The following is a 26,684-nucleotide window of genomic DNA, read 5'->3' on the forward strand; positions in this document are numbered from 1 at the left end:
TCCGGGGCCCGACCTGCGACGACCAAGCCTGTTCCAGATGGCGGAATCCCCTTCCACAACTCTTGACGCGGTGCGGATACTCACTTGACCCCGGCCGGCAGCATGGCCGCGTGAGCACTCGACCAGTCGCCCTGCTGACCGGCGTCGGCCGCACGGCGGGCATCGGCGCGACCCTGGCGACCCGCCTGCTCGGCGACGGCTGGGATGTCGCCTTCACCTATTGGACGCCCTACGACGTCCGCATGCCCTGGGGTCCGGACACCACCACGCCCGCCGTCGTCGCCGAGGCCGCCGAGGCCGCGGGCGGGGCGTCGCTGGCGATCGAGGCCGACCTGTCCGACCCCGCGGCCCCCGCCGCCGTGTTCGACCGGGCCGAGGCGCTCGGGCCGGTCACGGCGCTGGTCGCCGCGCACTGCGAGTCCGTCGACTCCGGCATCCTGGACACCACCGTCGAGAGCTTCGACCGGCACTTCGCCGTCAACGCCCGGGCGACCTGGCTGCTCATCCGCGAGTTCGCCCTGCGCTATCGCGGCGCGCACGGCATGGGGCGCGTCATCGCGCTGACCAGCGACCACACCGTGCACAACGTGCCTTACGGCGCAAGCAAAGGCGCGCTCGACCGGATCACCATCGCCGCGGCGCACGAGCTGGCCCACCTCGGGATCACCGCCAACGTGGTCGACCCCGGCCCGATCGACACCGGCTGGATGGACGACGAGGTGCGCGGGCGGTGCCTGGCGGCCACGCCGCTCGGCAGGCTCGGCACGCCCGAGGACACCGCCGACCTCATCGCGTTCCTGTGCTCACCCCGGGGCGGCTGGATGAACGGCAAACACCTCGCCAGCGACGGCGGCTTCCGGTAACCGCTCATCGGATCAGCGGCTGTTATCACCAGCAGTGGTGACCGTTGAGGTTCCACGCCCTTCACTGTTAGCGTTAACACACGCTTTGTCTCTCTTCCGTGCAGCGCTGCAAGGGAGTGCACCCTGATGAGAAGCAGGCTGATCGTCGCTGTGACCTCGCGACCAACGACGGCGCGCGAATCAGCCACAACGACCTGGAACTCCACGATCACCATGCGCCGCTCCCGCACCCTCGCCGGGCTGACGGTCGCCGCCGACCAGGTGGAGTTCCACCTGGCGGGCAGGCCCATCGGCTGCTGCACCATGTGGCCCGGAGTTCCACCTGATCAACGGCCGCTGGTACCTGTACCACGTCGCGGGCGAGAACGTGCCGGACTTCAACCCGACGCAGCGCCTGCACGTGCTGGAGAGCGCGGGCGGCGACCCGATGGGGCCCTACACCTTCAAGGCGGACCTGGGCGGCACCTGGGAGCTGGGCCCGAGCATCCTGCGCCACGGCGGCAGGCCGTCCCTGATGGGCAGCGCCGTGGACAACGGCACCCAGAGCCTGGATCGTCCACCACGCCAACGATTCCGCCTCCGGCGGCTGCGACATGAACCGCTCGGCCCGGGCGCAGAAGTTCACCTGGAACGCCGACGGCACACCGAACTTCGGCGCGCCGGTCCGACTCGGGACCACTCTTGCCGCGCCCTCGGGCGAGCCCGCCTCCTGACCGGGACCCGGCGGCCGGGGAACGCCTCCCCCCGGCCGCCGGGTCCCACCGAGGTGTGCGCAGACGTTTGGCCGTTGTCTGGATCACACCCCCGCCCGTACGCTTCGGAAAGCGCTTTCAGCGCGGGCGCGTCCCGGTCCGTGGCGCACGGCACCGGTGTCCCGGCGCGTCCCTGTCCCGCACGAGAGGAACTGGTGCGATGAGGCTCCAGAGAGTCCGGCTGCGCGCGGCGGCCCTGGTCGCGGCCGTGGTCAGCGGTGTCCTGCTGATCCCCCAGACAACGGCGACCGCGTCGAACTGCGGCGGCGGCTCCTTCCACGCCGAGGCCTACAGCAGCGGTGGAACGTGGACGGCGCGCCGCGGCGGCTCGGTCGTCTACACCGGCACGGACATGCGTTCCGCGGTCCAGGCCGCGATCAACAGCCTGACCCCAAACCGGTCGTCCAAAGAGCGGGTGATGGTCTGGCAGGGCGGCACGATCAGCGCGGGCGCGCGGATCTCGCTGCCCAGCCACACGATCCTGGACTCCTGCGGAACGATCGCCGTCTCCGGCTCCGGGTCGGGCGACATGGCCCCGGTGTACTCGCGGGGCACGACCAACGTCGAGGTCGCGCGACTGTTCGTGACCGGCACCCCGGTGTACGGCATCTTCATGCGCAACGTCACCAACGTGTCCCTCGGCCAGATCGACATGCGCCTCTCGCGCGGGCTCGGGGTGCGCATCGACAACCGTGGCGACACCAGCCAGCGCAGCCGCAACATCACGATCAACTCCGTCTACGTCTCCGGCGCCTCCTCCCACGCGGTCGAGACCTACGGCGTGGACGGCATCACCATCGGCACGGTCACGGCGCGCTCCGTCGGCGAGTCGGGCTTGCTGCTCAACGACACCATCAACGCCACCGTCGGCACCGTTGACGCGCAGAACGCGGGCTCGGGCACCGGCTACGCCGCGTTCCGGGTGGCCAACCGCAACGGGCGCGTCAACAACGCCTACCCGACCAACATCCGCGTCGGCACGGTCAAAGCCACCGGCGGCGGGCGTGGCGTGTTCTGCGTGTCGGAGAGCGGCGGTCTGGTGATCGACCGCGTCGAGCTGTCCAACACCGGCAACAACGCGATCCTCATCGAGAACTGCTACAACGTGAGCGTCTCCGGCGGCTGGGTGTCCGGCGGCGGTGAGATCCGGCTGGCCGCGCGCTCGGAGTTCCCGAACAACAACGGGATCTACCTGCGGAACCTGACGGTGACGAACCAGACGATCAGGGAAAGCCCTTGCGGTGTCAACACCGAGTTCCAGAACATCACCATGAACAACAGCAGCTGGGCCGTCTGCTGATCTGACCCCGGACACGCCTGTGTCCCCGTCGGCGAACCGGCGGGGACACAGGCGCTGGCACAAGCGAGGGCGCAGCACACGGCCCAGGTGCCGGCCAGACGACCACGCGTTCCGCGGACGTGCGGCCCGCGGCGAGGCTGCCGATGGCGGCCTGCACGGCGGTGCGGAAGCTCGCCCCGGTGTGAACGAAGCTGAGGACATCGACGGCTTTGCCGCTGTGGCGGTTGACCAGCACGCGGTAGGCGGAGGTGTCGGCTGCGGGCGGTGCGGCGGCCACGATGACCGCGCGAAGAGTCGACGTTAACCTCAACTGGAAGCACTCCTCAACACAAGATTCATGCTGAGCGGTGATGAACCGACGTTAGCGATAACAGGGCGTTGCGACGAAGGTCACCGACCGATGTGGTCGGTTCCCCTACCGAATCGGTCGGTGACTTGCGTACCGTCGGGGCTGTGGCTCGGCATCGGATCGATGAGGACATCCTCGACAGGGCGGCGGCGCTGTTCGCCCAGCACGGGTTCGCGCACACCTCCGTCAAGGCGGTCGCGGACGCCGTCGGGCTGTCCAAGGCCGGGCTGCTGCACCACTTCCCCACCAAGGAAGCGCTGTTCCTGGCCGCGGTCGAGGTCATGCGCGAGCACCTTCGGCGCATCCGCGACCGGCTGGCCGACCAGCCCGCGGGCCCCGAGCGCGACCGCCGGGCCCTGGAGCTGATGTCCGACATCGCGCTCGACAAACCCGGCCTCGTCTCGCTGGCGCTCATCCCGCTCACCTCGGGCGAGCAGGAGCACTTCCTCGGCGACACCGGCGAGGAGGACGGCCTCGTCTTCGAGATCTTCGCCGCCGTCGGGGCCGACGCCCAGCGCGTCGTCCGCGTCATCGGCGCGCTCAGCGCGCTCGCCGTGCTCAGCCTGGCCGCCAACCGGCTCGGCGAGACCTCGGCGTGGCGCAAGCACATCGTCACCACCTGCTTCGACGCGCTCGGGTACCGCGTCGGGTCCACATCGGAGGGTTGATCCATGGCACGTCTGCTGTACCGGCTCGGCACGGCGGCGCACCGCCACCGGCTGGTCGTCGTCCTCGTCTGGCTGGTGGCGCTGCTCGGCGTGGGCGTCGGCGCGCTGACCCTCTCCGGCCAGACCGCGACGAGCTTCTCCATCCCCGGCCAGGAATCCACGGTGGCGCTGGAGAAGATGGACGCCAAGTTCGGCGCGGGCGGGGCCACCGCCCGCGTCGTGGTCAGCGGCGAGGACCTGACCAGGCCGGAGAACGCGCAGCAGATCGGCGCGCTGGTGCAGACGCTCAACGGCCTGCCCGGCGTCCAGTCGGCGACCAACCCGCTGGACCCGGCCGCGCCCACGATCAACCAGGGCCTGGACACCGCGTTCAGCACGGTGACCTACGACGCCCCGGTCGGCGGCGTCGCCCCGGAGGACCAGAAGGCGCTGTTCGACGCCGTCGAGGCGGCGAAGGCGGGCGGGCTGACCGTCGAGGTCGGCGGCGAGGCGACCACCGCGGTCCCCGAGATCGGCGGCATCTCCGAGGTCGCGGGCGTGCTCATCGCGCTGCTCATCCTGGCCCTGACCTACGGCTCGCTCGTCGCGGCGGGCATGAACCTGCTGACCGCCTCCGTCGGCGTCGGCATCGGCGCGCTGGGGGTGGTGATCGCCTCCGGGTTCATGGACCTGCAGTCGACCACGCCGATCCTGGCGACCATGCTCGGCCTCGCGGTCGGCATCGACTACGCGCTGTTCATCATCAACCGGTACCGCCACGAGCTACGCGACGGCGCGGACGTGGAGACCGCCATCGGCACGGCCGTGGGCACCGCGGGCTCCGCGGTCGTCACCGCGGGCCTGACCGTCGTCATCGCGCTGGCGGGCCTGGCCATCGCCGGCATCCCGTTCCTGACCCAGATGGGCATCGCGGCCGCGCTGACCATCGTGGTGGCCGTGCTGGTCGCCATCACCCTGGTGCCCGCCGTGCTCAGCTTCCTCGGCCGCCGCGCGCTGCCGCGCAAGGAGCGCGAGGGCGGCCCGGTCCGCGACCGCGGCTTCGTCGCCGGCTGGATCTCCGCGATCACCCGCCGCGCCCTGCCCGCGCTGCTGCTGAGCGTCATCGGCCTCGGCGTCATCGCGATCCCGCTGACCTCGCTGAACACCACGCTCGTGCCGACGCAGCCGGAGGGCTCGACGCAGGCCCGCTCGGCCGAGCTGATCGCCGAGGGCTTCGGCCCCGGGTTCAACGGCCCGCTGGTGGTCCTGTTCGAGGGCGAGGGCGCCGCGCAGGCGGCGACCGCGGCCTCCCCGGCGATCGCCGACCTGCCCGACGTCGGCGTCGTCGCCCCGCCCGTCCCGCACCCGGACGGCACGGCCGCGCTGCTGAGCGTGATCCCCGAGTCCGGCCCGACCAGCGAGGCGACCGAGCAGCTCGTCGCCGACCTGCGCGCCTACCTCGCCGGCGTCGACGGCGTGCAGACCTACGTCACCGGCTCGACGGCCGTCAGCGTCGACGTGGCCAAGACCCTGGACGAGGCGCTGCCGGTCTACCTGGCCGTGGTGGTCGGCCTGGCGCTGGTCCTGCTGGTGCTGGTGTTCCGCTCGCTGCTGGTCCCGATCGTCGGCGTGCTGGGCTTCCTGCTGACCATCGGCGCGTCGCTGGGCGCGACGGTGGCAGTGTTCCAGTGGGGCTGGCTGGCCGAGGCGGTCAATCTCGACACCACCGGACCGCTGATCAGCCTCACGCCCATCATCGTGATCGGCATCCTCTTCGGCCTCGCCATGGACTACCAGGTGTTCCTGGTGTCGCGGATGCACGAGGCGCACCACAGGGGACTCGGGCCGGTGGAGTCCATCACCACCGGCTTCCGGCAGGCCGCCCCGGTCGTGGTCGCCGCCGCGCTGATCATGTTCTCGGTGTTCGCGGGCTTCGTGCCCGCGGGTGAGCCGACGGTCAAGTCCATCGCCTTCGCACTGGCCATCGGCATCCTGGTCGACGCGTTCGTGGTCCGCATGGTCTTCGTGCCCGCGGCGCTGAAGCTGCTGGGCGAGAAGGCGTGGTGGCTGCCGCGCTGGCTGAAGTGGCTGCCGGTGGTCGACGTCGAGGGCGCCGGGCTCACCGCAGGCAAGGAGCAGCGCGAGCTGGCCGCGGCCGACCGCTGACCCACTCCCCCGAGAGGCCCCGCCCGTCGAGCCTCGATGCAAGAGGGCGGGGCCTCTCGCGTCCGATAACCGGATGACCCGGGCGGGCCGGGTCGGTTAGCGTGCGCGGTGTGATGCACCAGCTGTACTTCCTCTGAGGACGACGCCTCCAGCGGCGCCGCGGGTCTCGCGGCGCCGTCACCCGTCCTCGCCGTGCAGCTGAATCCCGGAGGCTTTCCCATGTCCGCACTCCCGCACGCCCCCGCGCGCTCGGCGCACGTGCGCGCCACCGACGTCCACGTCGCGCTCGGCGGCCGTCCCGTGCTCGCCGGGGTCGACCTCGCCGCCGCCGCGGGCGACCGGATCGCCGTCGTCGGCGAGAACGGCCGCGGCAAGACCACCCTGTTGCGTGTCCTCGCGGGCGATCTGCGCCCCGACCGCGGCGAGGTGCGGCGCGCCGGCTCACTCGGCGTCGCCGACCAGCGGATTCCACTCGACCCGGAGGCGACCGTCGGCGAGCTGGTCGACCTGGAGCTTGCCGCCGTGCGCGGCGCGCTGGCCCGCCTGGACGCCGCCACGACAGCCCTGGCCGACGGCCGCCCCGGCGCCGACGACGCCTACGCCGCCGCGCTGGCCGAGGCCGAGGCGCTGGACGCCTGGGACGCTGACCGTCGCGTCGAGGTGTCCCTCGCCGCGCTCGACGCGGGCGCCGACCGCGCGCGCCCGCTGGGGACGCTGTCGGTCGGGCAGCGGCACCGGGTGCGGCTGGCCTGCCTGCTCGGCGCGGGGCACGCGGTGCTGCTGCTGGACGAGCCGACCAACCACCTCGACGCGGGCGGCCTCGCCCACCTCACCGAGCGCCTGCGCGCCCACCCCGGCGTCGTGGTGCTGGTCAGCCACGACCGTGCGCTGCTCGCCGACGTCGCCACCGCGGTGCTCGACCTGGATCCGACCAGCGACGGCAAGCCGCGCGCCTACGGCGGCGGGTACTCCGGGTACGTCGAGGCCCGGCACGCCGAACGCGCGCGGTGGGAGGCCCTGCACGCCGAGCAGCTGGCCGAACGCCAACGCCTGGCCGATGACCTGTCCGCCGCGCAGAACCGCCTGCGCGACAACTGGCGCCCGGACAAGGGCCACGGCAGGCACACCCGGGCGACCCGCGCCCCCGGCCTGGTGCGGGCGGTGCACCGGCGGCAGCAGGACCTCGCCGCGCACGTGGTCGCCGTGCCCCGGCCGCCAGTGCGCTTCGCCATGCCGGAGCTGCCGTCGCACCCGGGCGCGAGGCTGCTGCGGGCCGACGGGGTCGGCGTCACCGGACGGCTGCGGCCGGTCGGCCTCGCGCTGGACTCCAGGGACCGGCTCGTGGTCACCGGGCCCAACGGCGCGGGAAAGTCGACCCTGCTGGCGGTGCTGGCGGGCGCGCTGGCCCCGGACACCGGCGCGGTGACGCGGGCCCGCCCGGCCAGGATCGGCTGGCTGGGCCAGGAGTCCAGAGCCGTCGAGCCGTGCACGGCCGCGGAGCTGTTCGCCGCCGCGGGCGGGCACGGTCTCGTCGACCTCGGCCTACTCGACGGCCACGACGCGCACCGCCCGGTCGCCGAACTGTCCGTCGGCGCCCGCCGCCGCCTCGACCTGGCCCTGGTCCTGGCCGCGCGCCCGCACGTGCTGCTGCTGGACGAGCCGACGAACCACCTGTCGGCCACACTGGTGGACGAACTGACCGCCGCGCTCACGGCGACTCCCGCCGCGGTGGTGCTGGCCACCCACGACCGCCAACTGCTGCGCGACACAGCCGACTGGCCCCGCCTCACGCTATGAACGACTCAGCTCAACCGGCCCGCCACAGGGGTGCAGGCCACCCACGACCGCCGGCCGCTGCGCGACCCAGCCGGCCGGCCCCACCTCCCGCTGAGCAGCTCAGCCGATTCGCCAGGCCGCCGCGCGCGTGTGGTGGCGCCACAGTTCGGCGAAGCGCCCGCCCGCGTGCACCCGCTCGGCGAAGCCGCCCTGTTCGGCGAGTCTGCCGTTCTCCGGGAACAGCACGTGGTCGGCGTCCTTCACGCTGCTCAGGCGGTGGGCGACGACGACCCGGGTGCGCGCCGACGGGTCGTCGGCGACGGCGCGGGCGATGGTCACGCGCCGGCGCTCTCCGCCGGAGAGGGCCGCCCCGTCGTCGCCCCGGCGGCGATGGTGCACGACAGGTCGTCCAGGACGGTGGTCTCTCCACATCGGACGGTCACGCTGTCGAACTCGATGACGGGCGCGGCGGGCGGTTCGGTCGCGTGCGCCTCGGCGGGCGGGTCGGTGGGCGCTTTCCGGACGGTGTCCAGGTGCGACAGGGTGCCGCGCGCGCTCTCCACGGCAGGGGCCAGTTCGGAGAGCGTGGTGAACGGCTCCAGGAAGCGCACGATGACCACGATCAGCGCGACCGCCTCGGCAGCGCCCAGCTCGCCGTCGACGGCGAGCACCGCGGTCGTGCCCGCCAGCAGCACCCGCAGCGCCGTGCCGCGCTGGGCGGCCACCGCCGCCCCCGCCGCGCTGCGCGGCGGGGGCGCGCAGCCTCGGCGGGCAGCTGGTCTGGCACGGCGAAGCGGGTCGAGCCGAAGGCCAGCACCGGGATGCGCATGCCCGCCCCGGCGCCGCGCGCCCACACCGTCGCCGGGCCCGCGGGCTCGACCGGCCGGGGGCGCGGTGGCCAGGATGCCGTGCAGGCAGGCGGTGATGATCAGGCGGAAGTACGTCTCGCCCTCCAGCAGCCGCGCGCCCGAGCGGCCGCGCGTCGTTCGGCCACGACCACCTCGCCAAGTTAGGACGCCCTTTGTCAGGGGCGTAACTTGGCCGCGCGCCTTGTTCGGGCCGCAAGGGTGCGCGGGTCTCAGACGTTGCGCAGGACGGACACCACGACGCCGAGGACGGTGGCGTTGTCGCCGTCGATGTCGGCGTAGGCCGGGTTGCGGGCCTCCAGCACGACGTGGCCGCCGCGGCGGCGGAAGACCTTGACCGTGGCCTCGCCGTCGATCATCGCCGCGACGATCTGGCCGGTGTGCGCCTCGGGCTGGCGGCGGACGACGACGATGTCGCCGTCGCAGATCGCGGCGTCCACCATGGAGTCACCGCGCACGCGCAGGCCGAAGACGGTGCCGCGGCCGGTCAGCTCCTTCGGCAGGCGCAGCACGTCGTCCACGTGCTCGTCGGCCGTGATGGGCACACCCGCGGCGATGTCGCCGACGACCGGGACGGCGACGGAGCCGTCGGCGACCCGCTCGGGCGCGGGCCGCAGGAAGAGGCGGACGTCGATCGGGCGCGACACGGCAGTGCCGCGGCGGATGAAGCCGTGGTCCTCCAGCAGCGCCAGGTGCCGGGAGACCGTGGAAGTCGACCGCAGTCCGACCGCGTCGGCTATCTCGCGGGTGCTCGGGGAGTAGCCGTGCTCCACCACCCAATCCCTGACGGCGGCGAGTATCTGGCGCTGCCGGTCGGACATGAGGGCGGCGTCGATGCGGTCGAGGTCGTCGTCGGAGGTCACCGCGGGATCGTAGCGGTTTGCTCAGCAGTGCTAATCTTTGCTCATGCGAGCAAAGACGGTGACCGAGCAGGCCCGCCGGGCGCAGATCGTCAGCGCGGCGATCTCCGTGCTGGCCGAAGTCGGTTACGCGGCCGCGTCTTTCAAGCTCATCGCGGCGAAGGCGGGGCTGAGCAGCACCGGCCTGATCTCCTACCACTTTCGGGGGAAACAGGAACTGGTCGACGAGGTGCACGCCGAGGTCACCCGGGTGTTCGCCGCGTTCGTGCTGGAGCGGATGGACCTGGGGACGACCGCGGCCGAGGAGCTGCGCACCTTCCTCAGCGCCAACCTGCGGTTCCTGGCCGGGCACCGCGCGCACACGATGGCGCTACACGCCGTGCGGGCGCACGTGTCCACAGCGGACGGCGAAGCCGACCGGGCCAAGTGCGCCGACCTGCTGCGCGAGGGGCAGGCCGCGGGCGAGTTCCGGGACTTCGACGCCGACCTGATGGCGGTGTTCGTCCTGGCGCTGCGCGACGGCGTGCTGGCCCGCGTCGGCACGGGCGCGGAGGTCGACCTGGACCTCTGCGAGCGGGAACTGGTCACCGCGGTGGAGCTCGCCACGAAGAGGGGATAGCCGATGCGTCGGGGAACGCTTGTCATGGCAGCGGTCTTGCTGCTCACAGGATGCGGAGGGGCCATGGGGGAGAGCAAGAGCGAGGACGTCGCCACCACCGACGCCGGGCAGGTGCGCGGCGTACGGCACGCCGACCACACCGTGTTCCAGGGCGTGCCGTACGCCGCGCCGCCCACGGGCGAGCGGCGCTGGGCCGCGCCGGAGCGCGCCGAACCGTGGTCGGGGGTGCGCGAGGCGACCGCGCCGGGCAACCCGTGCCCGCAGGTCGGATCGTCCTACTCGGACACCGCCGCGACCGACGAGGACTGCCTGGTCCTCAACGTCACCACGCCGTCGACCAGCGGGAAGCGCCCGGTGATGGTGTGGATTCACGGCGACGGCGCGGTCGGCGCGGGCCACCACTTCCCCGGCCGGGCGCTGGCCACCGGCGGCGACGTCGTGGTCGTGACGATCAACTACCGGCTGGGCGTGTTCGGCGGCTTCGGCCACCCCGGCCTGGCGGGCTCTGGCGCCTTCGGCATCGCCGACCAGCGCGCCGCCCTCGACTGGACCCGCCGCAACGCCGCGGCCTTCGGCGGAGACCCGGAGAACATCACCCTGTTCGGGGTGTCCTACGGCGCGTCGTCGGTCGCCGCGCACCTGGTCTCCCCCGGCTCGCGCGGGCTGTTCGACAAGGCGATCATGCACAGCGGCTTCGCCCTGGGCGACCTGCCCGCCGAGTCCTGGTACCCGGGTCTTGAGGCGCTGCCGTGGCTGACCTGGCGCGACCTCGCCGAGGTCGAGGAGATCGGCCGGATGACCGCCGAGCAGCTGGGCTGCGCTGACCTGGCCTGCCTGCGCGCCCTGCCCGCGGCGAAGATCCTCGAAGTGCCGCAGGTGATGAACATCTTCCAGCCCTACGCCTTCGGCGGCCCCGACCTGCCGAAGGTCCCGGCCACCGCGTTCGCCGACGGCGACCTCGCGCCGGTCCCGGTGCTGGCGGGCAACACCCGCCACGAGCACCGCGGCATCGTCGACATCTTCCGCGGCCCGGTCACGGCCGAGGAGTACCCGAAGCTGCTGCAAGCCGCGTTCGGCGACCAGGCCGCGGCGATCGCCGCCGAGTACCCGCTGTCGGACTACGACACCCCGGCACTGGCGTGGGCGGACGTGCTCACCGACCGGATGTGGGCACGGCCGACCTTCCGCCAGCACGAACTGCTGTCCCGCCACACCACCGTGCACGCGTTCGAGTTCGCCGACGAGCAGGCTTCCCCGCAGGGGGCCACGCACAGCAGCGACGTGGAGTACCTGTTCCCCGAGGAGGAGCTGACGGGGACCAAGGCGGAGCTGTCGGAGCTGATGATCCGGGCGTGGGCCGCGTTCGCCAGGACGGGCTCGCCCACCGGGGAGGGGCTGCCCGCCTGGCCGTCGTTCGGGGAGGGTGCGCACGTGCAGCGCCTGGCCCCGGGGGCGGTCGGACCGGTGGACTACCGCGCGGAGCACCGGCTGGAGTTCTGGGCGGACCGCTGAACTGGGGGTGCCCGCGGTCGACCGTTCCGGTCGACCGCGGGCTGTCCACATGGCCGGCAGCCAGCCGTGATGGCTCAGAGGTCGAGATCGCCGACGGCTCTGGTCAGCAGGGGCGCGATGTCGCGGGGCCTGGAGGCGTTGCTGTGGGGGTCGAGGTCGAGCAGGCGGGTGTTGATCTCGGAGTGGAACTCGTCCAGGGTGGAGTGGCCGCGTGGGGGTCGTTGGTACCAGCGGTAGCCACGCGGCGGGGTCGGGACGCCCGCGTCGGTGAGGTACTCCTCGATGGCCTCGTCGACGGTGTCCTGGTCGACTGGTCCGCGTGACCGCTGGTGGCGCTCGACGGTTCCGCCGTGCCGAACGGTGGTCGAGTGCCGGGAACAGCGGCGAGCCGGGTGTCGACCGGCAGTTCCCGGACGCGGTCCCCACCGCGGTGGTGATCGGACACGCTCAGCATTCCCCTTCTCGGCTGCGACCGACCTTCCTGACCATGCCCGCGCCCGTTGTCGCGCCGCCGTCCAGCCGGTTACCGGCGCAAGGCTCGGTAGGCGGTGGCCGCGCCCGGGTGCAGGGGGATGTCGCCGGTCTCGATCAGGGAGCGCAGGTCGAGGTACTGGGTGCCGAGGGCGGACGGGGGGATGAGGTGCGGCGCCTGGCGCACCAGGGTGCGGGCCACCGCGCCCGCGACGTCGTCCGGCAGGGTCGGGGTGGTGACCAGCAGGTTGGAGACGCCGACCGTGGCGACCTGGCGCGGATTGCCGTAGCTGCCCGATGGCACCACGACCGACTGGTAGGCCGGGCCGTGGGCGGCGCGCAAGGCGGTCAGCTGGTCGGTCAGGTCGATGAGGCGGATCGGGTGGTGCTCGGCCAAGGCGGTCAGTGCCGGGGTCGGGACTCCGCCGGACCACAGCAGGGCGTCCACCCGTCGGTCGGCCAAGCGCTCGGCGGCCTCCACCAGGGTGTGGTGTTCGACTTCGGCGCTGATGCCCGCCGCCGCGAGCAGCCGGTCCCCGAAGACCGCCGCACCCGACCCGGCGGCCCCCAGCGACACCCGCCGACCGGCGACGTCGGCCACCCGCAGCACCGGGCTGCCCGCGAGCACGACGAGCTGCATGTAGTTCTCGTACACCCGCCCGATCGCCCGCAATGGCACCGGCCGCCGGAACGGCGCCGTCCCCTCGGCCGCCGCGCCGGCGATGTCGGCCAGCGCGAGTGCCAGGTCCGCGCCGCCCTCCGCGAGCAGGCCGACGTTGTCGGCCGACCCGCTGGTTTCCACCACCACCGCCACCAGCGCACCGTCCACCCGCCCGGCGAGCAGCTGCGCGAACTCCACGTAGAACCCACCCCGCTCCCCCGCCGCGATCCGCAGCGTCCGCTCCGGTCCCGCGTACTCCGCCGCCGAGCACCCGGCCGCGCACCCGGCCACCGCGCCCAGCGCCGCCCGCAGCACGCTCCGCCGGTTCACGGCGCCTCCGGAAGTCCGATGTGGACAACGAGCCCGGACGGCACCGCCCTCGACAGCGCCAGCGTCCCCCCGCGCGCGGTCAGCAGCCGCTCGGCGATCGCCAGCCCCAGCCCCGACCCCGGCTCCCCGCTGCCCCGCCAGAAGCGCTCGGTCAACCGCGGCAGGTCGCCCTCCTCAACCCCGGCCCCGTCATCGGCCACCTCCAGCACGACCATCCCGCCCCGCCCCCGCACCGACCAGCTGACCACCGCGCCCCGCCCCGCGTACTTGACCGCGTTGTCCAGCACCACATCCACGACCTGCGCCAACTCCGACTCCGAGCACCGCACCTCCCACGCGCCCCGCGCCGCCTCGGCGAACCCCACCCCGGCCCGCTGCGCCGCCTCGTGCCAGGCGTCGAGCCGCTCCGCCACCACGGCCCCGACCTCGCACCGGGCGTCGGTCGCGGTCGCGGCGAGGTCGGTGGCGGCGCTGTCGGCCGATGCCAGGGCGAGCATGCCGTCGAGCAGGGACTCCAGACGGTCGAACTCGACCTGCATGGAGCGCTGGGTCTCGGCGGTTATCCACAGGCCGGGAGATTCACCCCCTTGACAAGGTTCTGGTCCGCGTATCTTTGAAGGAGTAGGGCGGTTTGTCCCCCGGATTGGGGCGGGGTGCGTTTCCAGGGTCGAGTGCGTTTCCGGGGTCGAGTGCGTTTCCGGGGCGGTGAGGCCGTCGACGCGCAGGCGCAGGGCGGCCATGGGGTTGCGGAGCTGGTGGGCGATGTCGGCGACCAGGGCGCGCTGGCGGTCGGCGGATTCGGCGAGGGCGTCGGACATGTGGTTGAAGTTCTCGGCCAGGCCGCGGAGTTCGGGCGGGCCCGCGGTGATGTCGACGTGGGGGCGGGCGCCGCCCTCGGTCATGCGGTGCATGGCGCCCGCCAGGGTGTCGACCGGCAGCAGGACCCAGCGGGCCAGGCGGAAGACCCCGATGACGACGGCGGCCGCGGCGAGCAGGGTGGCGAGCAGGACCACCGCCCAGCGCAGGGCGATGTCGGCCGCGGCCGGGCGCACCGAGGTGCGCAGCACCACCGCGCCGGAGACCCGGACGCCGGTGCCGACGGCCTGGGTGAACAGGGTGTCGCCCGATGACCAGGGGCGCAGGTCCGGCAACGGGGCCCGCGGCTGGTTGCGCAGGGCGGCGTCGACGGCGGCGGTCACCTGGGGGTCGGTGGCGGGCATGCCCTCGGCCACCAGGATCTGCCTGCGGGCGTCGACCACCACGACGCCGTCGCCGAAGAGGGCGGCGTGGGCGCGGACCTCGGCGCGCAGCTGGTCGGCCGGGCCGCCCGCCAGCGCCTGCTGGGCGAGGGCGGCGAAGCGGGCGGCGTCGGCGGTGCGGGCGGCGGTGAACTCGTAGGTGCGGTTGGCCGCCGTGCTGCCCAGCAGCGGGACCGCGAACCCGGCGACGGCGAGCACCGAGAACGCGAGCAGCACGATGAGCAGACGGCGGCGCATCCCGGCGGGCTAGCCGAACCGCTCGACGAGGTCGGTGATCAACAGCACCAGGAACAGCGCCGACGAGGCGCCGAGGACGACGTTGGACAGCCAGCCGGAGCGGCCTTCTGCGGCGACGCGCTTGGAGTTGAGCAGCAGCATCAGGGTGATCGCCAGGAACGGCATGAACACCGAGCCGAGGACGCCGTAGACCAAGGTCAGCGCGAACGGGCGGTCCAGGAACAGCAGCGCCATGGGCGGCAGCGTCAGCCACAGCAGGTAGCCGCGGAACGGCAGCGACTTCTCGGCCACGGCGGCCTTGTACCCGGGCCCGTCGGCCCGGTCCCCGTCCACCACAGCCTGGGCGTTCTCCAGCTCGGCCTTCTTGCCGTGCGGCAGGCGGATGGCGCGGGTCCAGTCGGTGAACAGCAGGCTGACGCCGTTCCACACCCCCAGCAGCGACGTCGACGTCACCGCCAGGAACCCGATGAGGAACAGGATGCGCGCCCAGTCCCCGTAGCGCTCGCCCAGCTCGGTGCCCAGCACCAGCAGGCCGCGGTCGGACTCGGTCAGCTCCTGTCCGAAGAGGATGGTCGAGCCGACGATGAGCATGCTGACCACGAACACCCCGGTCATCAGGTACCCCACCGCGTTGTCCAGCCGCATCATCGACAGCCAGCCGGTGCCCTTCCAGCCCTTGGCGAACATCCAGTACCCGTAGGCCGCCATGGTGATCGTGCCGCCGACCCCGCCGATCAGGCCGAGCACGTACACCGTCGACCCCTCGGGCAGCTCGAAGCGCAGGCCCTTGACCAGCTCACCGAGGTCCGGCGACACCAGCACCGCGATCGACACCACCGACACGAACTTGATCAGCACCAGCACGGTCATGAACTTCTCGAACACGTGGTAACGCTGTAGCCACACCAGGACCAGCCCGACGACCCCGGCGATCATCGCCCAGTAGCGCACCGACAGCCCGCCGAAGAGGGCGTTCAGCGGAAGGCCGACGGCCGACATCGCGGTCGCGCCGTAGACGAACCCCCAGATCACGATGTAGGCGCCGAAGAAGCCGGTCGCCCAGCGCCCGAGCCTGCGCCAGCCGTCGAGCAGCGTCGTGCCCGAGGCCAGGTGCCAGCGGCCGACGCCCTCGCCGAGGCCCAGCTTCAGCACGGTGCCCAGCAGCGCCGCCCACAGCAGCGCCGTCCCGTACTGCGCGCCCGCCACCATCGTCGCGACGAGGTCGCCCGCGCCGACGCCGGTGGCCGCGGCCAGCAGGCCGGGTCCGAGACCGCGGATCTTCGCCTTGCCGGTGGGTGGGATGAACGTCTCCGCAGTGCTCATGTCTCCCGCTCCTCGTTGCGCCGGAGGTACCTGTGCGGGGGACTGTAGGGGGACGTGGACCAGGTCACACCGGTCCTTAACGCGGCCTTAAGTCAGGTGCCCAGGCGGTAGCCGAAGCCGCGGACGGTGGACAGCAGCCCCGGGCGGCCGAGCTTGCCACGCAGCGAGGTCAGGTGCACGTCGAGCGCGCGCGAGCCCGCCTGCGTGCTGTGCCCCCACACCTCGTCGAGCACCTGCTCGCGGCTGACCGCGACCCCGGCGCGGCGGGCGAGCACGGCGAGGATGTCGAACTCGCGCCCGGTCAGCGCGACCCGCTCCCCCGCGACGCTGACCCGCCGGGCGTCCAGCTCGACGCGCACGTCGCCGACCGAGACGACGTCGGGCTCGACGGCCGCGGCGGGCGCGCGCCGGGCGACGGCGTCGATCCTGGCCAGCAGCTCGCCCAACCGCACGGGCTTGACCAGGTAGTCATCGGCGCCCAGGCGCAGCCCGCGCACGACGTCGCGCTCGTCGCCGCGGGCGGTCAGCACCAGGACGGGGATCGCCGAGGCACGGCGCAGGTCGCGCAGCACCTCGAAGCCGTCGCCGTCGGGCAGGCCGAGGTCCAGCAGCACGAGATCGACCTCGGGCCGCAGCTCGCGCGCCTCGGCGGCGGTGCCGACGCGCAGCACGCCGTGCCCGCGCGCCCGCAGCGCGTCCACGATCGCGCCCGCGACGCCGGGGTCGTCCTCGACCACCAGGATTCGCACCGGCCCATCATGCCGGGTTCAGTGCAGGACCTTGAGCCCGATCACACAGCCGACGATGCCCGCCAGCAGCAGCACCTTTGCCACGGAGACGGACTCGTCGCCGGTGACCATCGCGTAGACCACGGTGAGCACGGCGCCGATGCCGACCCAGACGGCGTAGGAGGTGCCGACGGGCAGCTCGCGCATGGCGTAGGCCAGCCCGGCCATGCTGAGCAGCAGCGCCACGCCGAACACAATGGTGGGAACCAGCCTGCTGAAGCCCTGGGAGAGCCCGAGCGCGGTGGCCCACACGGCTTCGAGGACGCCGGAGACGATGAGGACGAGCCAGGACATGATCCACCCCGCTGGCCGCCGTCTTGTCGCGATCCGGGTACGGCGCCGCTCGTCCGGGGACCCGGGGTGGGGCCCACGACCGAGTGTGCCCGACCCCGCGCGAACCGGCCACCGCTGGTGACAGCGGTCTCCAGGTGTGTCACCAGGCCGGATCTCGGGTAAGAGGGAAGAGAGGACGTTTCGGGCGAGAGGGGATCGGGTGGCCCAGCAGGAGGACCTCGGCGGGCTGGCGGGCTGGGCCGTCGACGTGATGGAGGCGATGGGCGGCTTCGGCGCGGCCGTCATCGTCGGCTTGGAGAACCTGTTCCCCCCGATCCCCAGCGAGTTCATCCTCCCCCTGGCGGGCTTCTCCGCCAGCCAGGGCGTGTTCTCCCTGCCCGCCGCCCTGGCCTGGACAACGGGCGGCTCGGTGGTCGGCGCGATCCTGGTCTACCTGCTGGGCGTCTGGCTCGGCCGGGACCGGGCCAGGGCGCTGATCGCCAAGATCCCGCTGATGGACGTCGAGGACTTCGACAAGACCGAGAAGTGGTTCGAGAAGCACGGCACGAAGGCGGTGTTCTTCGGCCGCATGGTCCCCCTGTTCCGCAGCCTGATCTCACTGCCCGCGGGCGTCGAGCGGATGCACTTCGGGAAGTTCCTCGCCCTGACCACGACGGGCAGTCTGATCTGGAACAGCGGCTTCGTGGTCGCCGGGTACATCCTGGGCGCGAACTGGCAGGTCGTGGACCAGTACGCGGGCTTTTTCCAGTGGGCGGTGTTCGCGATCGTGGCCGTGCTGCTCGTGATGTTCGTGGTGAAGCGGGTGCGCAAGCGCAAGCGGCAGAAAGTCCATAGCTGACGGTAAAGAGGTCGTGTTAGCGTCACCGCCGTGGAGTACCCCATCCTCGGCACCGAGCCCCTGCCGGTCGAGTTCGCCAACACGCGGTACGGCGATTTCGACTGCCTGGGGACCCCTGACCTGGCGTCGGGCTGGTTCACCGAGATGTCCCTGGCCCCGTGCGACCCCACCCAGGCCCGCACGTTGCGCGACGCCGTGCTCGTCCTGCTCAGCGCGTGGGCAGCGGGCGAGGAACTGGCCCCCGAACCCGCCGAAGTGGTCAACACCTTCGCGGCGACCTCACCGACGACCCTGCGCCTGACCGGCTCCGGACGCACCTGGTCGGCGGCGTGGACGCCGGTCGGCCCCGACGCACCCCTGGGCCGGATCGCGACCTGCACCGTGGAACTCCTGGCCGACGCCCGCGAACTGCGCCGATGCGCGGCCCCGGATTGCGGCCTGCTCTTCGCACCCCACCACGCGCGGCGCCGGTTCTGCCACCCGACGTGCAGTGGCCGGACCCGGCAGTCGCGGTACTACCGCAGGAACCTGGAGACGACATGATCACGTGGAGACGGCTTGAGGTGACGGACTTCCCGCTGGTGGCGCAGTGGCTGGCGCAGCCGCATGTGCACCGGTGGTGGTATCACGAGTTCACGATGGAGGCGGTTGAACGGGACTTCGGGGCCGCTTGCCGGGGAGAGGAACCCGGTGAGGACTGGCTGGTGTCGGTCGACGGGGTGGCGGTGGGGTTGATGCAGCGGTGCCGGGTGGCGGACTACCCGGAGGACTTCGAGGCGCTTTCGGCGGCGGTGGAGACGCCGAAGACGGTGGCCACCTTGGATTACCTGATCGGGGATGTGGGGATGACGGGGAAGGGGGTGGGGTCGACGATGATTCGGTGGGCGGTGGAGGAGACCTGGCGGGACTACCCGGAGACGGATGTGATCCTGATTCCGGTCGTGGCGGGGAATCTGGCGTCTTGGCGGGCGCTGGAGAAGGCGGGGGCGGTACGGGTGGCGGAAGCGGAGATGGAGCCGGAGAACCCGATCGACGAAACGCTGCACTATGTCTACCGGTTCGACCGTCCTTAACGGACTTGGATAGCGAGCCAAGTCCTCCACCAGAAGCCCACCACACGCGACGCACCCACCCCTCCCCTCGACATGGCGACACCCACCCAGACCCGCCCCCTTGGCACGCCACCCACCCGCCCACTGCGACATGACCCGCTCAACTGTCCGAGATGGGGTGGAGTTGGGAGAGTGGTCGGCAGCCGAAGGCGGAGGTTGGCAATCCCTTGGCGTCAGTGAGAAGTCGGGAGCCTGGGGCCGGTGGTCGCGTTGAGGAGTAGGGCGGCGGCTAGGCAGGCTGCGCCAACAAGGGTGAAAGGGGTCACCGGATCGTCCAGGAGGAGGATGGCCAGGGTGGTTGCGGTCAGACCGATGGGCAGGGCGATGGGCAGGAGTAGGACGCCGCCGATCAGTAGGCCCCAGGCTGTGGTCGTGCCGCTGGTCAGGCCCTCCACTGGTCGTCGGGTGACCAGGGTCAGGGTGGCGAACACCGCTCCCGTCGCCAGCGACAGCGCTACGCCTGCCGCTGCCTGCCAGCCCGCCTCCACGGCGGGCGAGCCGGCCAGCAGGGCCAGTCCGAATACCGACAGCGCTACCGCCGTGACCGTGCGTCGGGAGCGGTCGCCCGAGGCCAGTGCCGCGAAGATCGGGGCGCTGCCGATGGTCAGCAGGGTCGCCAGGCCGACCGAGGTCAGGGTCACCGCCGCGACGTGGCCCGCCTGGAAGAGGCCGAGCAGGGTGCCCGCCGTCAGCAGTCGCAGGATGGCCGGTCGGCTCCTGGGCGCTGGGACGCGCAGCGCCACGAGGGCGGCTGTGGCCACGACGCCGCCGATCAGGAGGCGGTAGGCGGCTACGGCCACCGGGTGCAGGCCGGTGTGGGCGTGGAGCAGGGCTCCGGCCAGGCCGCCGGTGCCCCAGAGCAGGCCCGCGCAGGCGAGGAAGATCTTCGATCTGTTGGGAGACAAAGGGAATCGCTCCACCGCCGGGTGACAGGAACCGTTCGCGGAGCGGGCGCGGAAGACCGGTGCGTCGCCCCCGCCGCTGGGACGGTGACGGGGTGGAGCCGGTGCACGGGAGGAGCCCTACCTCAGGGGGTCAGCTCATCGGGGTTGGTGACTTGTTGGCGTCGTCCAAGCCGTAGCGGGCCAGGGCGGCGGGTAGGCCGCCGTCTTGGTGGGCTGTGACCAGGGTCATCGCGACTTGCCTGAGCTTGGAGTTGGTGTTCTGGGACGCGCTCCGCAGCAGGTGGAAGCTGGTGGTGGCGTCGGTGCGGAAGTGGCTCATCAGCAGGCCCTGGGCCTGGCCGATGGTCTGGCGGGTGTCCAGGGCGGTGTTCAGCTGGTCCACCAGGCTGCGGCTGTCGTGGTAGAGCTGCGCGTTGTCGAAGACGGCGCCCGCGTGCAGCGTCAGCAGCAGCACCAGGTCGTAGGCGGTGTCGTCGAACTGGTGGGACGTGCGGGAGAACAGGGTGAGCACGGCGGCCGTGGGGCGGCGGGTGGGGATGGGCAGCGACAGCACGCTGCGGTAGCCGCGGCTGGCCAGGTTGGCGCTGAAGCCCGGCCAGCGCTGGTCGGTGGCGGTGTCCTCGACACGCCGCGGCTCGCGGTGCTCCAGGGCCTCGGCGATGGGGTTCGGGCCCATCGACGCCTCGCCCACCGAGTCCAGTTCGACGGCGGCGACGGTGTCCACGCCTTCCGACGTCCGCACGGTGATGGTCGCCTCGGCCACGCCGGGCACGGTCTTGGCCAAGCGGGTCACGAATCTGGACAATATGGCGTTGACGTCGTCGTCTTCTGCCAGGCGGGACACCTCGACCAGTTCCTGGGCGAGTGTCAGCACGCGCTCCACAGCGCCAGTCATCGCAAGTCCTCCACGGCAGCGGCAAATGCGCCAGACAGCCCGGCCTTGCCGCTCGTAGAGGGCCGGAGGCGATCGTCTAGGCCGGGATGCTGCGCTGCCGAACATCCGCTTGGCCGAGACTGTACAGAACGCGCGCCTCCCCTAGGATCACCAGTGCCGCGGTTGTGCAGTCAGCCGGGCGGTGTCGGCAGGCCCTCCGGGTCGCCGCGCTGCTGGCCGTCTCCTCGCGGTGGTCCCCCTGGCAACGCCGCGACCGCGAACCAGGGAGTTCCGACCATGTCCACGAAGGCGCACGACCCCCCGCTCGACCAAGACCCGCTGCGGATCTCGGTGAGTTCGCCCGACGGCGACACCGTCGTCGTCACCGTCGACGGCGAGCTGGACCTGGCCACCGCCGGGGTGTTCGAGGCGCACCTCACCGAGGCGTTGGCCACCGGGCGCGCCAGGATCGTCGTCGACCTGACCGGCGTCAGCTTCCTCGGGGTCGCCGGGATCACCGAACTGCTGCGCGTCCGCGACCGCGCCGCGGGCAGGCGTGCGGCGCTGCGGGTGGTGGCCGCGCACCGGGCGGTGCTGCGGCCTCTGCTGCTGCTGGACCTGGTCCCCGGCCTGCCGGTCCACCCAACGCTGGCCTCGGCGCTCAGCCCGCTGCCGCACCCGCGATGTTGACCATCCAGGAGACGCCGAAGCGGTCGGTGCACGCCCCGAACTCATCGCCCCAGACCTGCTTCTCCAGCGGAGTCGCCACCTGGGCGCCCTCGGCCAGCTTCGCCCAGTAGCCGCGCAGTTCCTCGGTGTCGTCGCCGCTGAGGCTGACCGAGACGCTGTCGCCGGGGTTGTGCGGCATTCCGGGCATGGTGTCGGCGGCCATGATGGTGTAGCCGCCGTCGGTCTCCAGCATCGCGTGCATGACACGCTTGCCCTGCTCGGGGTCCTCGACCCCGTACTCGCCGAAGGTGTTCACCACCAGCGTGCCGCCGAAGACCGAGCGGTAGAACTCCATCGCCTCGCGGGCGGTGCCGTCGAAGCTGATGTAGGGGTTGAGGCGGGATGGCATGGCTGCTCCAGGCTGCTCCTCATCGGGTACGACCCGGGCATCGTCGCAGACCAGGGAGGTGTTCGCAGGTCCTGAGCGGCCCTGGAGAACTCCCCCACCGCCGGTGTAGAAGCCGGGCGGTCGGCTCCGACTCCTCTGGGAGAAACCCACTGAGAGGGAGACCGCGATGCGCAGGCTCATCCATTTCGTCCACTCCTCGGCCGACGGCTTCATCGAGGGCCCGAACGGCGAGTTCGACTGGCCTGTCATGGAGCAGGACCTGTCCGACTACTCCATCGACCTGACCGGGCGCGCCGAGGTGTTCCTCTACGGCCGGGTCGTCTGGGAGATGATGGCCGGGTACTGGCCCGAGGTCGAGTCGCTCTCCGAGCACCCGCACGACCTGGCGTTCGCCCCCATCTGGCGGTCCACCCCGAAGGCGGTGCTCTCGCGCACGCTGGTGGAGGCGGGCCACGGCGCGCGGGTCGTCGCCGGGGACCTCACCGATCAGGTGACGGAGCTGAAAGCGGGCGGCGACGGCGCCGTGCTGCTGTTCGGCGGGTCATCGGCGGCGGGCGCGCTGAGCGCGCTGGGCCTCATCGACGAGTACCGCGTGGTGGTGCACCCGGTGCTGCTCGGCGGTGGCAAACCGGTGTTCGCGCCCGGCGCGCGGCGGGCGGGGCTGCGGCTGGTCGAGACCCGGGCGTTCGACGGCGGCTCGGTGCTGCTGCACTACACCGCCTGACGCCCGGGTCCGTCCACATCAGAGCCTGCGGTACTCCTCCCAGGTCCGCTTCGGGCTGACCGCCGGGCCGTCGTCCGGCGCCCGGTTGGCCAGCCCGTTGCGGCCGAGGTAGTAGTCGCCCGCCTGGTTGCGCGCTGCGGGCGACTGGTCGGTGTCGGCGAGGGCCACGGCGTGGATGTGGTAGGCCCAGTTGCCCTGCGCGGGGGTGCGCAGCCACGCGGCGAAGCCGACCCGGCGCATCTGGCGGACCACCTCGGTGCGGGTGGCCGCCGACAGGCCCGACACCGACAGGTCGAGCACCCCGCCGCCGTCGTGCGTGCCCGCCGAGGCGGGGTTGCCGGTGTTGTAGGAGCCCTGGGTGATGGTGAGCGTGCGGCCGAGCAGGCGCTCGGACTCCAGCAGCATCGCCTTGGTGCGGGTGTTCATCCGCACCCCGCGGTAGGTGACCCGGCTGCCGGGCGAGAGGACCGCGGTGACGGTGTACCGGTTGGCGCCCAGGCTGCGCAGCGACGTCTGGCCGGGCAGCCCGGAGGCGTCCAGGCCGGTGTAGCCCAGGGAGCGCTGGTAGGCGGCGTAGGCCTCGATCGTCTTGGTGCCGAAGTGCCCGTCGACGTACTCCGGGGCCAGGAAGCCCTTGGCGTCGAGCGCCCGCTCGACCTGCCGCACGCTCTCGCCGCTGCCCGGGGTGATCGCCGAGTCCGCCCGCCGCGGGTCGGTCTGGGCGGCCTTGATGACGGCCTCCATGTTCACCGACGGCAGCGCGGCGGTGGCCGTCGGTGTGACGGTGAAACCGACGGCCGCCACCACGGCGGCGACCAGCAGACCCTTCATCGCGACTCCTTCACATAGCGGGATCGCGATCAGTGAATCGCTAGCTTCGCGCGGGTGTCCACCCCTGATCACGCCCCGTGAGCCCCAGAAGTCGCACTGAGGGGTCGGCGGGGTCGGCGGGGTCGGCGGGGTCGGCGGGGTCGGCGGCGAGCTTGGGCGCGAACAGCGCGCCGCTCTCGGCCCAGACCTCGTCCGGGAAGCGGCCGACGATCTCGGCGGCGGCCGAGGCCAGCTCGGGGTCGAAGGCGTGGTCGGCGCCCACCGCGCGGGCGAGGTCCCAGCCGTGGACGAGCACGTCGGAGAAGTGCACGGTCAGCGCCGTGCGCCCGGAGACGTCGCGCCCGACCGCGGGCATCGGCACGCGCACGGCCAGCGCGGCGTCGTCGGCGAAGGCGCGCACCAGGGCCTCGGCCGAGGCCCGGTAGTCGGCCCGGGGGTCGCCGGACCGCTCGGGGGCCTCGGCGCCGACGCGGCGGAGCAGGCCGCGGTTGTTGTCGACCAGGTGGCCGATCAGCTCCCGCACGGTCCACTCCGCGCAGGGCGTGGGCAGATCGAGCTGCGCGTCGGTCAGCGCGGCGACGATGGCGCCGGTCGCCCCGATCGCGCGCCGGTCCAGGTTCCTGATGTCCACCGGGCTCCCCAAGTTTATGTCCGAACGATCGGTCAAATAGTTACCACATGATCATCCCGGTCGTCTAGATTGGGCCCGGTGGACGGCCGACTGGCGCGCGGGGCGCGCACCCGGGTGGCGATCCTGCGCCGCGCCACCGACATCGCCTCGGTCGAAGGCCTGGAAGGGCTGACCATCGGCAGGCTGGCGACCGAGCTGTCGCTGAGCAAGAGCAGCGTGTTCGCGCACTTCGGCTCCAAGGAGGAGCTGCAACTGGCCGCGATCGAGCACGCCGAGGAGGTCTTCAGCGAGCACGTCGTCCGCCCGGGGCTGGCCGCCCCGGCGGGACTGCCCCGGCTGCTCGCCCTGGCGGAGCACTGGCTCGCCTACTCGCGGTCCCGCGCCTTCCCCGGCGGCTGCTTCTTCGCGGGCGTCCTGCCGGAGTTCGACGCGCGCGAGGGTCGCGTGCACGACGCGGTCCTGGCGGGCCGCACCAAGTGGATCGCGCTGCTCACCGGCCTGGTGGCCGCCGCCGCCGAGCGCGGCGAGCTGCCCGAGGGCGTCGACCCCGACCAGCTCGCCTTCGAGATCGATGCGCTCGCCAGCGCGGCCAACACGCAGTCGGTGCTGACCGGCTCGGACGTGGCCTACGAGCGCGCCGCGGCGGGCATCCGCGCCCGTCTCACCCCCCGGCCATGATCAACACCTAGTGATCACCACGCTAAAGTGGCCACGATCCCCCAACCCACACGAGGAGTGACCGTGGCTATCTCCGCCGACCTGGCCAAGCAGCTCGACAAGGCCTACGAGGACCTGTCCGTCGCCGAGGTGCTGGACGCGCCCGTCGCCGCCCTGGCCGGGGTGAGCGAGGGCGACGCCGAGAAGCTGGACGCCGCCTTCGGCATCAAGACCGTCCGCGACCTCGGCGCGAACAAGTACTTCCGCCTCGCCGCGGCGCTGGTCGACCTGGACGCCTCGGCCAAGTAAGCACCGGGCCGGGCAAGACGGGCCGGGCGGCGCTCGGCTCAGGCCAGCAGCGGGGCCAGCGCGGCGTGCCAGCGCGCGGCGATCTTCGCATCGCCCGCGCCGTTGGGGTGCACGCCGTCGCTGGTGTCCGCGGCGACGTCGAAGCCGGTCCACTGGTCCACCGGGGTGATCGGCGACCCCGGGGTCGTGCGCTCGGCCGCCCAGGCGTCAATGGCGACGTTGAGCGCGACCACCCTCGGCGGGCAGCCCGGCTGGTCGTCCGGGTCCATGGGCAGCAGCCGGGCCATGAGCAGGTGGACGCCAGGGTTGTGGGTCCGCAGCGTGGTCAGCACCTCGCCGTAGGCGGCCATGATCTCGGCCTGGGAGCGGGTGCCGCGCCACAGGTCGTTGGTGCCGTAGTGCATCAGGACGATGTCCGGCTCGGCCTCGGCGAGCCAGCCCGCCAGCAGGCCGGACGCCGCGACGTCGGTGACCAGGCTGCCGCTGCGGCCCTCGTGCCGGTCCGGCGCGCTGCCCTGGGTGCCGACGAACTCGGCGCCGCCCGCGCGCAGGCTCTCGCGCAGCCGCGTGCGCCAGCCGTCGGCCGAGGTGATCGAGTCCCCCAAGGCCATGACCCGCTTCACGACAGCGCCACGCACTGGCCGCTGGCCATGCTGGTCTCGGCGGCGCTGACCAGCGCGATCGTGCCGAGGTTGGCCCGCCCGCTGATCTCGCTCTCGCTGCCCGCCCGCACCGACCTGGCAAACTGGTCCACGACCGCCCAGCGGTCACGCACCCTGGGGACTCCCACCGGCACCTCCGTCGTCCCGCCGCCCGCGCGGGTGTAGCGGGCGAACGCCCCCGCTCCCGGTTCCGTGCCCGCCCATTCCAGCACGCCGTCGTCGCCCTCGACCGTCCAGTCGCCGGTCCAGCGGGTGGTGGGCGCCGGGCTGGTCGCGCTGGCGCTGTACTGGGCCACCACGCCGGAGGTGAACTCGATGTCGGCCGAGAACGACGACAGCGCGCGGCCCGGCGACTGCCCGCGCGGCCACGACCGGGCGCAGATCGCCTTGGGCTCGCCGAAGAACGCGCGCAGCAGGTCGAAGTGGTGCACCGCGACCCGCCACAGCACCGAGCCCGCGGCCTCGTCCCACGGCGAGCGCGAGTTGTGCCGGAACGCCACGGTGACGTGCCTCGGCCTGCCGACGACCTGCTGCGCCAGCAGATGGCGCACCTGCGAGGACGCGGCGAAGAAGCGGTGGTCCTGGGCGATCACCAGCGCCCTGCCGACCTCGTCGGCCAGCCGCACCAGGTCGGTGGCCTCGGTGAGGTCGGGGGTGAACGGCTTGTCCAGCAGCACGTGCTTGCCCGCGGTCAGCGCGGCGCGGGCCAGCGCGCCGTGCGAGGCCAGGCCGGTGGTGACGAAGACGGCCTCGGCCTCGACCGCGGCGAGCGCGTCGACCAATCCGCTGTGGACCTGGGGGAGCGGGACGCCGGTGGCGGCGGCGAAGGCGGCGCGCCGGTCCGGGTCCGGCTCGGCCCAGGCCACCACCCGGATGCCGGGGGCCGACGGCAGCACCCGCATGGCCCAGTCGGTGCCCCAGCCGCCCAGGCCGACCTGGACCGCCGAGACGGGCTCGCCGCCGTCGTCCTTCGCGTACACGGGCACTCCT

Annotated in this window: 29 protein-coding genes, 1 pseudogene and 1 riboswitch; of the genes and pseudogenes, 14 read left to right on the forward strand and 16 right to left on the reverse strand. The window is 72.6% G+C overall.

The annotated features are described in order from the left end of the window. Positions 1-110: 110 nt before the first annotated feature. From ACFPM7_RS16800 to ACFPM7_RS16820, 5 genes are all read left to right on the forward strand, one after another. Positions 111-863 (forward strand): SDR family oxidoreductase, encoded by a 753-nt coding sequence (locus tag ACFPM7_RS16800; protein WP_378248561.1) that lies wholly within the window; start codon positions 111-113, stop codon positions 861-863. 912 nt (positions 864-1,775) lie between these two features. After that, on the forward strand, positions 1,776-2,915 hold the full coding sequence (locus tag ACFPM7_RS16805; protein WP_378248562.1) for a hypothetical protein: 1,140 nt from the start codon (positions 1,776-1,778) through the stop codon (positions 2,913-2,915). Between the two features lie 453 nt (positions 2,916-3,368). Beyond that, positions 3,369-3,932 (forward strand): TetR/AcrR family transcriptional regulator, encoded by a 564-nt coding sequence (locus ACFPM7_RS16810; RefSeq protein ID WP_378248563.1) that lies wholly within the window; start codon positions 3,369-3,371, stop codon positions 3,930-3,932. Positions 3,933-3,935: 3 nt separating this feature from the next. Next, entirely contained in the window at positions 3,936-6,077 is a 2,142-nt protein-coding gene (locus ACFPM7_RS16815; protein ID WP_378248564.1) for an MMPL family transporter, read from the forward strand. A 219-nt stretch (positions 6,078-6,296) separates the two neighbouring features. After that, a complete protein-coding gene (locus tag ACFPM7_RS16820; protein WP_378248565.1) occupies positions 6,297-7,874 on the forward strand; it encodes an ATP-binding cassette domain-containing protein in 1,578 nt (525 codons plus the stop codon). A gap of 99 nt (positions 7,875-7,973) precedes the next feature. On the opposite strand, the gene ACFPM7_RS16825 is transcribed toward ACFPM7_RS16820, so the two are convergent. The 3 genes from ACFPM7_RS16825 to lexA form a co-directional block, all read right to left on the reverse strand. Further along, a complete protein-coding gene (locus ACFPM7_RS16825; protein ID WP_378248566.1) occupies positions 7,974-8,192 on the reverse strand; it encodes a hypothetical protein in 219 nt (72 codons plus the stop codon). Beyond that, complete coding sequence (locus ACFPM7_RS16830; protein WP_378248567.1) at positions 8,189-8,578, reverse strand: hypothetical protein; 390 nt, start codon at positions 8,576-8,578, stop codon at positions 8,189-8,191. Before ACFPM7_RS16830 ends, ACFPM7_RS16825 begins: the two co-directional genes overlap by 4 nt. 353 nt (positions 8,579-8,931) lie before the next feature. Next, positions 8,932-9,582, reverse strand: a complete 651-nt coding sequence (gene lexA, locus ACFPM7_RS16835) for a transcriptional repressor LexA (RefSeq protein ID WP_378248568.1) — start codon at positions 9,580-9,582, stop codon at positions 8,932-8,934. A gap of 43 nt (positions 9,583-9,625) precedes the next feature. Here lexA and ACFPM7_RS16840 point away from each other — a divergent pair, with 43 nt between their 5' ends. Together ACFPM7_RS16840 and ACFPM7_RS16845 are read left to right on the forward strand one after the other, a co-directional pair. After that, complete coding sequence (locus ACFPM7_RS16840; RefSeq protein WP_378248569.1) at positions 9,626-10,198, forward strand: TetR/AcrR family transcriptional regulator; 573 nt, start codon at positions 9,626-9,628, stop codon at positions 10,196-10,198. A gap of 63 nt (positions 10,199-10,261) precedes the next feature. Continuing rightward, a complete protein-coding gene (locus tag ACFPM7_RS16845; protein WP_378248570.1) occupies positions 10,262-11,710 on the forward strand; it encodes a carboxylesterase/lipase family protein in 1,449 nt (482 codons plus the stop codon). Positions 11,711-11,784: 74 nt separating this feature from the next. Here ACFPM7_RS16845 and ACFPM7_RS16850 read toward each other — a convergent pair. From ACFPM7_RS16850 to ACFPM7_RS16875, 6 genes and pseudogenes are all read right to left on the reverse strand, one after another. Continuing rightward, a pseudogene (locus ACFPM7_RS16850) lies at positions 11,785-12,108 on the reverse strand (DUF5956 family protein); the annotation flags it as partial. Between the two features lie 125 nt (positions 12,109-12,233). Beyond that, complete coding sequence (locus tag ACFPM7_RS16855) at positions 12,234-13,172, reverse strand: TAXI family TRAP transporter solute-binding subunit (protein WP_378248571.1); 939 nt, start codon at positions 13,170-13,172, stop codon at positions 12,234-12,236. After that, on the reverse strand, positions 13,169-14,668 hold the full coding sequence (locus ACFPM7_RS16860) for a sensor histidine kinase (RefSeq protein WP_378248572.1): 1,500 nt from the start codon (positions 14,666-14,668) through the stop codon (positions 13,169-13,171). The genes ACFPM7_RS16855 and ACFPM7_RS16860 overlap by 4 nt, the downstream gene beginning before the upstream one ends. Positions 14,669-14,677: 9 nt before the next feature. Then, positions 14,678-15,991 (reverse strand): Nramp family divalent metal transporter, encoded by a 1,314-nt coding sequence (locus ACFPM7_RS16865; RefSeq protein ID WP_378248573.1) that lies wholly within the window; start codon positions 15,989-15,991, stop codon positions 14,678-14,680. 92 nt (positions 15,992-16,083) lie between these two features. Then, a complete protein-coding gene (locus ACFPM7_RS16870; protein ID WP_378248574.1) occupies positions 16,084-16,740 on the reverse strand; it encodes a response regulator transcription factor in 657 nt (218 codons plus the stop codon). An 18-nt stretch (positions 16,741-16,758) separates the two neighbouring features. Then, positions 16,759-17,073, reverse strand: coding sequence for a DMT family transporter (locus ACFPM7_RS16875; RefSeq protein ID WP_378248575.1), 315 nt, complete (start codon positions 17,071-17,073; stop codon positions 16,759-16,761). Between the two features lie 12 nt (positions 17,074-17,085). After that, positions 17,086-17,152: riboswitch (guanidine-III (ykkC-III) riboswitch) on the reverse strand. A gap of 171 nt (positions 17,153-17,323) precedes the next feature. Here ACFPM7_RS16875 and ACFPM7_RS16880 point away from each other — a divergent pair. Genes ACFPM7_RS16880 through ACFPM7_RS16890 form a run of 3 tightly spaced genes read left to right on the forward strand, consistent with a single transcriptional unit; the run spans position 17,324 to position 18,984 of the window. Beyond that, positions 17,324-17,911: a DedA family protein gene (locus ACFPM7_RS16880; protein WP_378248677.1), complete on the forward strand. Its 588-nt coding sequence runs from the start codon at positions 17,324-17,326 to the stop codon at positions 17,909-17,911. Between the two features lie 30 nt (positions 17,912-17,941). After that, positions 17,942-18,454: a CGNR zinc finger domain-containing protein gene (locus ACFPM7_RS16885; protein WP_378248576.1), complete on the forward strand. Its 513-nt coding sequence runs from the start codon at positions 17,942-17,944 to the stop codon at positions 18,452-18,454. Further along, on the forward strand, positions 18,451-18,984 hold the full coding sequence (locus ACFPM7_RS16890) for a GNAT family N-acetyltransferase (protein ID WP_378248577.1): 534 nt from the start codon (positions 18,451-18,453) through the stop codon (positions 18,982-18,984). The genes ACFPM7_RS16885 and ACFPM7_RS16890 overlap by 4 nt, the downstream gene beginning before the upstream one ends. A 212-nt stretch (positions 18,985-19,196) precedes the next feature. Here ACFPM7_RS16890 and ACFPM7_RS16895 read toward each other — a convergent pair whose 3' ends face one another. Then, entirely contained in the window at positions 19,197-19,928 is a 732-nt protein-coding gene (locus ACFPM7_RS16895) for an EamA family transporter (RefSeq protein WP_378248578.1), read from the reverse strand. A gap of 130 nt (positions 19,929-20,058) precedes the next feature. Further along, positions 20,059-20,823 carry an ANTAR domain-containing protein gene (locus ACFPM7_RS16900; protein WP_378248579.1) on the reverse strand — a complete coding sequence of 255 codons (765 nt, stop codon included), beginning with the start codon at positions 20,821-20,823 and terminating at the stop codon, positions 20,059-20,061. A 276-nt stretch (positions 20,824-21,099) separates the two neighbouring features. On the opposite strand from ACFPM7_RS16900, the gene ACFPM7_RS16905 reads away from it, so the two are divergent. After that, complete coding sequence (locus tag ACFPM7_RS16905; protein WP_378248580.1) at positions 21,100-21,492, forward strand: STAS domain-containing protein; 393 nt, start codon at positions 21,100-21,102, stop codon at positions 21,490-21,492. On the opposite strand, the gene ACFPM7_RS16910 is transcribed toward ACFPM7_RS16905, so the two are convergent. Then, positions 21,464-21,880: a VOC family protein gene (locus tag ACFPM7_RS16910; protein ID WP_378248581.1), complete on the reverse strand. Its 417-nt coding sequence runs from the start codon at positions 21,878-21,880 to the stop codon at positions 21,464-21,466. The genes ACFPM7_RS16905 and ACFPM7_RS16910 overlap by 29 nt on opposite strands. 166 nt (positions 21,881-22,046) lie before the next feature. Here ACFPM7_RS16910 and ACFPM7_RS16915 point away from each other — a divergent pair, with 166 nt between their 5' ends. Further along, on the forward strand, positions 22,047-22,604 hold the full coding sequence (locus ACFPM7_RS16915; protein WP_378248582.1) for a dihydrofolate reductase family protein: 558 nt from the start codon (positions 22,047-22,049) through the stop codon (positions 22,602-22,604). An 18-nt stretch (positions 22,605-22,622) separates the two neighbouring features. On the opposite strand, the gene ACFPM7_RS16920 is transcribed toward ACFPM7_RS16915, so the two are convergent. Beyond that, positions 22,623-23,435, reverse strand: coding sequence for a peptidoglycan-binding domain-containing protein (locus ACFPM7_RS16920; protein ID WP_378248583.1), 813 nt, complete (start codon positions 23,433-23,435; stop codon positions 22,623-22,625). A gap of 40 nt (positions 23,436-23,475) precedes the next feature. Continuing rightward, positions 23,476-24,066 (reverse strand): TIGR03086 family metal-binding protein, encoded by a 591-nt coding sequence (locus ACFPM7_RS16925; protein WP_378248584.1) that lies wholly within the window; start codon positions 24,064-24,066, stop codon positions 23,476-23,478. A gap of 78 nt (positions 24,067-24,144) precedes the next feature. Between ACFPM7_RS16925 and ACFPM7_RS16930 the strand changes: the two genes are divergently transcribed. Both ACFPM7_RS16930 and ACFPM7_RS16935 read left to right on the forward strand, forming a co-directional pair. Continuing rightward, positions 24,145-24,744, forward strand: coding sequence for a TetR/AcrR family transcriptional regulator (locus ACFPM7_RS16930; protein ID WP_378248585.1), 600 nt, complete (start codon positions 24,145-24,147; stop codon positions 24,742-24,744). Between the two features lie 63 nt (positions 24,745-24,807). Further along, the gene (locus tag ACFPM7_RS16935) at positions 24,808-25,032 is read left to right on the forward strand and encodes a hypothetical protein (protein ID WP_378248586.1); all 225 of its coding nucleotides are present in this window, start codon (positions 24,808-24,810) and stop codon (positions 25,030-25,032) included. 38 nt (positions 25,033-25,070) lie between these two features. Here ACFPM7_RS16935 and ACFPM7_RS16940 read toward each other — a convergent pair whose 3' ends face one another. Together ACFPM7_RS16940 and ACFPM7_RS16945 are read right to left on the reverse strand one after the other, a co-directional pair. Beyond that, positions 25,071-25,643: an SGNH/GDSL hydrolase family protein gene (locus ACFPM7_RS16940; protein ID WP_378248587.1), complete on the reverse strand. Its 573-nt coding sequence runs from the start codon at positions 25,641-25,643 to the stop codon at positions 25,071-25,073. 8 nt (positions 25,644-25,651) lie between these two features. Further along, positions 25,652-26,674 carry a Gfo/Idh/MocA family protein gene (locus ACFPM7_RS16945; RefSeq protein WP_378248588.1) on the reverse strand — a complete coding sequence of 341 codons (1,023 nt, stop codon included), beginning with the start codon at positions 26,672-26,674 and terminating at the stop codon, positions 25,652-25,654. Positions 26,675-26,684 lie beyond the last annotated feature (10 nt).

It is taken from the genome of Actinokineospora guangxiensis (genome assembly GCF_042657845.1).
Taxonomy (GTDB): domain Bacteria; phylum Actinomycetota; class Actinomycetes; order Mycobacteriales; family Pseudonocardiaceae; genus Actinokineospora; species Actinokineospora guangxiensis.

Coding starts and splice junctions, on each gene's coding strand:
- ACFPM7_RS16860 (WP_378248572.1), bottom strand. CDS start 14,668: ATGCGCCGCCGTCTGCTCATCGTGCTGCTCGCGTTCTCGGTGCTCGCC.
- ACFPM7_RS16915 (WP_378248582.1), top strand. CDS start 22,047: ATGCGCAGGCTCATCCATTTCGTCCACTCCTCGGCCGACGGCTTCATC.
- ACFPM7_RS16815 (WP_378248564.1), top strand. CDS start 3,936: ATGGCACGTCTGCTGTACCGGCTCGGCACGGCGGCGCACCGCCACCGG.
- ACFPM7_RS16920 (WP_378248583.1), bottom strand. CDS start 23,435: ATGAAGGGTCTGCTGGTCGCCGCCGTGGTGGCGGCCGTCGGTTTCACC.
- ACFPM7_RS16890 (WP_378248577.1), top strand. CDS start 18,451: ATGATCACGTGGAGACGGCTTGAGGTGACGGACTTCCCGCTGGTGGCG.
- ACFPM7_RS16820 (WP_378248565.1), top strand. CDS start 6,297: ATGTCCGCACTCCCGCACGCCCCCGCGCGCTCGGCGCACGTGCGCGCC.
- ACFPM7_RS16875 (WP_378248575.1), bottom strand. CDS start 17,073: ATGTCCTGGCTCGTCCTCATCGTCTCCGGCGTCCTCGAAGCCGTGTGG.
- ACFPM7_RS16865 (WP_378248573.1), bottom strand. CDS start 15,991: ATGAGCACTGCGGAGACGTTCATCCCACCCACCGGCAAGGCGAAGATC.
- ACFPM7_RS16845 (WP_378248570.1), top strand. CDS start 10,262: ATGGGGGAGAGCAAGAGCGAGGACGTCGCCACCACCGACGCCGGGCAG.
- ACFPM7_RS16905 (WP_378248580.1), top strand. CDS start 21,100: ATGTCCACGAAGGCGCACGACCCCCCGCTCGACCAAGACCCGCTGCGG.
- ACFPM7_RS16805 (WP_378248562.1), top strand. CDS start 1,776: ATGAGGCTCCAGAGAGTCCGGCTGCGCGCGGCGGCCCTGGTCGCGGCC.
- ACFPM7_RS16840 (WP_378248569.1), top strand. CDS start 9,626: ATGCGAGCAAAGACGGTGACCGAGCAGGCCCGCCGGGCGCAGATCGTC.
- ACFPM7_RS16910 (WP_378248581.1), bottom strand. CDS start 21,880: ATGCCATCCCGCCTCAACCCCTACATCAGCTTCGACGGCACCGCCCGC.
- ACFPM7_RS16900 (WP_378248579.1), bottom strand. CDS start 20,823: ATGACTGGCGCTGTGGAGCGCGTGCTGACACTCGCCCAGGAACTGGTC.
- ACFPM7_RS16940 (WP_378248587.1), bottom strand. CDS start 25,643: ATGGCCTTGGGGGACTCGATCACCTCGGCCGACGGCTGGCGCACGCGG.
- ACFPM7_RS16880 (WP_378248677.1), top strand. CDS start 17,324: ATGGAGGCGATGGGCGGCTTCGGCGCGGCCGTCATCGTCGGCTTGGAG.